This window comes from Pseudomonas sp. EYE_354, from assembly GCF_023148575.1.
In the GTDB taxonomy this organism is placed as follows: Bacteria; Pseudomonadota; Gammaproteobacteria; order Pseudomonadales; family Pseudomonadaceae; genus Aquipseudomonas.
Map to the genome: position 1 here is coordinate 187,076 of NZ_JAHXNQ010000013.1, position 6,122 is coordinate 193,197.

General features: G+C 56.1%; 3 protein-coding genes. 2 read left to right on the forward strand and 1 reads right to left on the reverse strand.

What is annotated here, in order from left to right; all coding sequences use genetic code 11:
* The first annotated feature begins 2 nt into the window (after window positions 1–2).
* Together KZX66_RS18940 and KZX66_RS18945 are read left to right on the forward strand one after the other, a co-directional pair.
* Window positions 3–1,418 (forward strand): hypothetical protein, encoded by a 1,416-nt coding sequence (locus KZX66_RS18940; protein WP_248082094.1) that lies wholly within the window; start codon window positions 3–5, stop codon window positions 1,416–1,418.
* A gap of 10 nt (window positions 1,419–1,428) precedes the next feature.
* Window positions 1,429–4,623 carry a hypothetical protein gene (locus KZX66_RS18945; protein WP_248082096.1) on the forward strand — a complete coding sequence of 1,065 codons (3,195 nt, stop codon included), beginning with the start codon at window positions 1,429–1,431 and terminating at the stop codon, window positions 4,621–4,623.
* A 262-nt stretch (window positions 4,624–4,885) separates the two neighbouring features.
* On the opposite strand, the gene KZX66_RS18950 is transcribed toward KZX66_RS18945, so the two are convergent.
* Window positions 4,886–5,845 (reverse strand): plasmid partitioning protein RepB C-terminal domain-containing protein, encoded by a 960-nt coding sequence (locus KZX66_RS18950; protein ID WP_248082098.1) that lies wholly within the window; start codon window positions 5,843–5,845, stop codon window positions 4,886–4,888.
* Between the last annotated feature and the right edge of the window lie 277 nt (window positions 5,846–6,122).

The following is a 6,122-nucleotide window of genomic DNA, read 5'->3' on the forward strand; positions in this document are numbered from 1 at the left end:
TCATGGATAAGCAGGAAAACAAACTTATCAGTCATTCGGTCAGCCTTTGCCCGATCTGGCCCACTCAGGCCTGGGAAAAGATCGGCCGTATGGTCGGCGAGATCAGCCAGACCAATGACATAATGGCCAAGATCGCTTCCACCGCCCAGAACAAAGCGATTAAGGGCGGTTTCGCGGCGGAGACCTGGCACGCCGAGTCGTTCAACCTAGACGCCATCCTCAAGGACAAGGATGTGCGAGCCTTTACCGATAACTTCGCCAAAACACCGCTGGCGAAGAACGACATGACTCACGACATCGTCATCATGAAAGGCGATACCCAACTGCAGGGCGCACAGCTGAAATACTTCAAGAGCGCCGATGCCACGCAGAAGGCGTTTCGCTCAAGCAAGGATGGGGTTCACCGTTACGAGAATGCCGACGTGTTCCTCGGGCCGTCCGACCAGATTGAAGGCATCAAGCTGTCAGCTCACAAGGACATGCTGAAAAATCGGGACACCCGCCCCGAGGTCGCCCGGGCCGCCGAAAAAGTGCATGACAAGGCCGCTGGCCGCCTCGACGCCGAGGGAGTCCAGTCCACAGGGTTGAGCAAGCGCGATGCTGAGCATGTCGGATCCGGGTCGACCTCCGGCAAAGAGCTGCATGAGAGCGTGCAGACGGGCTACCTGAACAAGGCGACCTTCCAGCAAAGCATGCGCGCGGCAGGGTCGGCGGCCATCGTAACCACAGTCATCGCCGGCAGTATCAATACCTTCCAGTACATCCGTCAGCTCAGAGATGGCGAGATCACCGCCGAACGGGCCACAGTGCTGATCCTACAAAACACGGCCATCGCCGCCGGCGACAGCGCGCTAAAGGCTGGTGTGGCCTCCGCGAGTGTCAGCATCGCAGCCCGCTCGATGCCTGGTCTGTTCGCCGGCTCGGTGTTCAAACGTACCTTCGCTAATGGTGGCATTGCCGGGGCGGCGGTCTGTACGGTGGACGTGGTGCAGAACCTAGTGTTGTTCGCCGCTGGCAGGATCACCGCTGAAGAACTGGAAACCCGCACCGGAAAGGGTTTGCTGCTGACAGGCGCCGGTGTAAGCGGTGCCTCGGTGGGTGCGGCGATTGGTGCCATAGGCGGTCCCGCCGGCGCGCTGGTAGGCAGCATCGTGGGCGGCCTGATCACGACTCTGGCGATGAACATTGCCGTGGACAACCACATCGAGAAGAGCTTCCAGCTGACCTTGGTTGCCACGGAGCGCGTGGTCAGCAACGGCGTCGCCGTTCATGAAGCCCTGGAATACCTGCAGGTCTCGCAACAGTTCTACGGCGACTTTCACAAGGGGCTTTATCTGTCGGAGAAACACTTCGCCGCTCAGGTCAAGACCTTCGAAGCGCAAAGCAAACGACTGAAAAACAAGATCAACACCCTTTAAGGCCGGAACCATGAGCGAGACAACGACAGCGCTACAAGAGCAGATTTTCCACGAGCCGCTGCAAGGGCCCGAGCTAGAGGCAGTGACCACCCTCGTCAACCGCCACAAAGCCAATGCTGCCTTGACCCAGCAACTGGCCCTGGATGCCTCGCGGCTGATCACGAGTAGCCAAGAGCGGTTGAACAAACAGTCGGGGGCCGGCTTCCTCAAGCGTTTCGCCAGCAGCCTCAGCGGTAAGACCAGCGAGAACCAGTTGCTGAATCAGGCCGATACCCTACAAATGCAGAAGTACGCCTGGCACTACCTCAAGCAACTGCAACAGCAGAACCTAATCAACGCGCAGAGCATCGCGGTCATCCGCAACAACCTGGGCACGATGAACGACTACATCATCGAGACTCGGGATTTTCTAGAAACCGCCATCGACCGAATCAACAGCCGGCTGAAGACCGTCGAGAACAGCACTAGCTTTCACAGCTGGTCGCTGAACATTGAGGCGAATAAGCGCCGCTTTAAATCCATTCCGAGCAACCTGCTGATTTTGCACCTGACCTATGACTTCATGCGTGCCCATCGCGAAATCGAATTGACCGAGCGCGATGTCAATCACTTGGTGGTCACCCTGGAAAAACTCGGGATCAACTGCGATGACGAAGTCGAGCTGCTGGGGTTCATTATCGAGGTGATCGACCAGATCGAGGTCTTCGGTATCGATCGCTACCGCAGCATGATCGAACTGTCGGTAAACGAAGACCACGTGCTGGACTCGCACTTCATCCAGAAAAACATCTCGGGGCTTGGCTTCAACGCACTCTACTTCCTCTCCGAGGAGTACGAAAAGATCATCGACCTCACCGACGATGAGCTGTGCAATAGCGACGAGGCCCGGGAGAAAACTATCTCGCGATTCTTCGGCAACGAATTCGGCGGTCTCTACACCAACTATGGTATTCGTGACCTGATCGGCGAAGTCATTGGCGGCAGCCTAGTAGCGCTGGACATCTACAAGGAGCAAAACGGTTTCAACGTTAGCGCCGACGGCCCTGCGGACGAGGAGCAACCCGAAACCCTGTCGCTAACATCCGACTTGCCGGACATCAAGGCCCACAGTTTCCTCGACAAGGCTGACGACGAAGCGCGCCGCACCTACCTGCGCCTGTTCGCGCTGTGCTTCGACAACGCGGCCTCGCTGGACGGCGCGGGCCAGGAGTTTCTCGGACTGTTGGCCGAACACAGTGCCTGCCCGGAGGTGGTCTCCCAGATTCTCGGCATCGCCGACAATCCGATGAAGGAGCGTGAACACCTATCAGCGTTGCAAACTCTCCTTAATGACGATGATAAGGCCTACACATGGCTCATCGACGCCTTCTTCCTACTGACCTTGTGCCGCAAGAAGGTTGAGAACCCGCGCATCCTGAGGATCTTGACCGCCCTGAAGCCTGGCAACTTCAAGGAAAGCCTACCGCTGGTACTGTCGCTGCTCAATGAGAGCGACGAAGCAGAGCTGGTGAAGGCGGCAACAGGCCTGGCCAAGCTGACCCAGGGCTGGAAGAACGTCGTGCGATATCGCGTGTTGCGCTTCGAGCAGTCTTGGATCGCCACAGAGAAACAGCTCTATGCCGCCAGCATGGACGCCTCAAACATGACCATGGACCTCATGACCGCCACCAGCAAGTCCACCGATTGGTCGTCGTTCATGGGCTCGCTCGATGACGGTTTCCTTGGAAAAATGGCGACGGCTGCAAGTAGCGCAGCCTATACCATCGGCCGCAAGTCTGTCCTGTCCAGCCTCAACGAAATACGCCGCAAGGCACAGGACTTCATCGCTACGAATGCCCCGGCACTGAGCGCCGCCAACCGCGTGATCGCCCAATGGGGCCTGCCGCGTATCGAGTTCGAGAACAAGATCCCCTGGTCCGACTACGACCTGGACAACTCTGCAGAAAACGATGACTGGTACCACCAGTTGGACGACTGCGAGCGCCAAATCGACCGGACGCTAACGGCATTCTCCGATGCCTGCTCTGATGCGGATGATCAGCTCGGCTACTTCCGCAGGGGCGATTTCGATAGCTCAGTAGTGCTGGCCAGGGTACGCAAGGAGGAGGAGCGCGAACACCAGAAATTGCGCGAGGCGTTGGAAAAACAATCCGTCACTTTTGAGCACGACGGCAAGCGACACTTGTTTGCGATTGACTGGCACGATATGGAAAACCCTCCCTGCGATCCGGAAGAGATTCGCCATATCAAGACTGATGGCAAGGTGTGGCTGATCGTGGACAATGACGAACAGTTCTACCGCAGCGAAGACGGCGAGCATTGGCAGGCAGTCAAGCCCAATGTGGACGATGAACGCATCTGGATTCGCCGGCTCGACGTGATTGACGGGACCTGGGTACTAATGGTGGGCTCAGAGGTGTTCTATTACTCCCACGACGCCCTGACCTGGAAACGTTCGCAGTACCCGGATGTCAGTGATAGCTACACGTTTTCCGCTACTGAAGATCTGGTCTCGTTCAATGGGCAATGGCTCTGGCGTTTCACAGAGCGCACCGAGTTCGAATACACCGATAAGGGTTTCCTGTTCGACTCGACCAAGACCTCGAACTACGAAAAAGCGCTGTTCTTCTGCGCCGACGGACCTGGCGCGAACTGGAAACGCTGGGATAGTCGCCTAAACCTGTCCGAGGGCGAGCAAGTAGAGTATCTGCGTGTGATACCTGGCACGGCGTGCCTGCTGGCGTTCTGCAAGTACAGCAGCTTTTACACCATGGTGAAGAAGAAGACCAACACCAGTTCGTCGGTGATGTACTACGTGCAGGGCAAGGGCTGGCGCAACTGCACTTGGCCTGAAGACGACCTCTCCTTCCATGATCCGGTGGTCACCGCAATGGGCGGCAAACTGATGTGCTTCTCCTGGGGCAACCTGCTGACTTCGCAGAAGGGCTACGACTGGAAGCGCCAGTCGGACGCGCTCACTATCGAGACCAGCTACCACCTCAAAGACCTGAGTCTGTTCCCGTCGCGCAATAACCATCAACGCATACACGTTAGCAACGACGGGCAAGCGTTCAACGAAATCATGCTGGAGGACGGTACTTGGAAGCATTTCGCGGCCAACGACCAGGGCGCCCTGTGCGTTTACGCGCCTGACTCCCACGAAACCTACCTGCGCGTCGGAACCTTCGTCCGCCAGGTCAAGTGATGAACCCGGCCCCCCTAGGGGTGAAGCCGGGTACAAGGCTGCAACAGCTGGTTCGCCAGCGGTAGGGTCGCCCTGACCCCATCGCTGACGGGCCAGCGTGTTGGCGCTGATGCATTATTGACCAAGGCTGCTGATTTTGACTGACCCAGATGCGCCACTTAAATCCGCACAAGGATATCGTTTGGAGTATTCGGGTGGATCAATGAATTTCGGCACCCCGGGTCAATAAAGCATCAGCGTCAACACCTACCAACTTAAATGCCTAAGCATGCTCATTAAGGGCAGAGCTTGATTCGTCACTTCCCCAGGGGAGCTCCTTCAGCTCGGCGATAGATTGAAATTCTTTCAGGTACTCAGGTTGATATCTGGCCAGCCACCGTACGACCGCTGCGTTGGCGAGAAGCTTAGCTAGGTAGCCTTTGATGACCGTGAGATGAAGTACATCAGGTCCGTAGCCCTCCTCCACTGTTTTGATTTGCATCTGCAGGGCGGCGAGTTCACGTTCTAGGCGAGCAATTGACTCCGCAGAGATCTGCTGATCAGGTTGGGGGGTTCTAGGTACTACTAACTGGTCTGATGGTGTGGCAGCCAAAAGTGCTTTAGCGAGCAGGACAGAAAGATTTTTATTTCCAATCATCAATTCAGCCGCTTCGATTTGCCTCAATGGTTTCATCTGCCGCAGAAGATGGAATACGTTTGCGGGGCAGTCGGTGTCACCCAGGAGTGAAATAGCTTCTGCGCAAATGCCATTTAACAGGCGAAATTTTTGCTTGATTGTCTCCGGTGCCAATCCAAGCGCTTTGCCAAGCCGGTCCGCAGAGACCCCACGCTCCATCGCCCGCACTATCATTTTGTTACTTTGGACGGCAGATAATCTGTTGGTGCGCTTGTTATATGAGTAGGTGTCATCGTCCGTTGCTACGAGGCAATCGACCTCCAATTCACCTAGATCCTTGAGCGCTTCAATACGCAGGTGCCCATCAACCAAAAAGTAATGTCCGGCGCGGCCAGGTACTGGTGTTACCGCGGGTGGTTCCACCAGTCCGACGTCCTGGATCGACGCGAGGATTTGCTGGTATTTGAGGCTTTCTTTTACCGCGGATCGTGAGATTTTAAGCGGCAGGATATTGGCTACTTTGACTCGAACGCACTCATCTAAAAAAGCATTTTTTAGAGGGTGAGTCGACTGAGGGGCCGCGGTTTCGAGCCATTTCTCAGACATCAGAGTCCCCCATTGCGAAGCCGAGCCTGTATCAGCTTGGGTATCGAATTCAGTTGTTCTGTAGAAAGAAGCTTTTCGAAATCGCTAACTGCTAAGAGTTCTTTAATCGCCTGAATGGAGAAAATGACCCGCTCATGGGTAAAAGCAGCCTGTAGTGGTCTAATGAAACCGGACACCCATCTAGGCGAGAATGCTCGCCAGAACGAGGTGTCAGATGACCAAACAACGCCGTACCTTTTCCCCTGAATTCAAACGCGAGGCTGCCGACCTCGTTCTC

Excerpts from the sequence above, each read along its gene's own strand:
- KZX66_RS18940 (WP_248082094.1), top strand. The coding sequence starts at position 3 with ATGGATAAGCAGGAAAACAAACTTATCAGTCATTCGGTCAGCCTTTGC.
- KZX66_RS18945 (WP_248082096.1), top strand. The coding sequence starts at position 1,429 with ATGAGCGAGACAACGACAGCGCTACAAGAGCAGATTTTCCACGAGCCG.
- KZX66_RS18950 (WP_248082098.1), bottom strand. The coding sequence starts at position 5,845 with ATGTCTGAGAAATGGCTCGAAACCGCGGCCCCTCAGTCGACTCACCCT.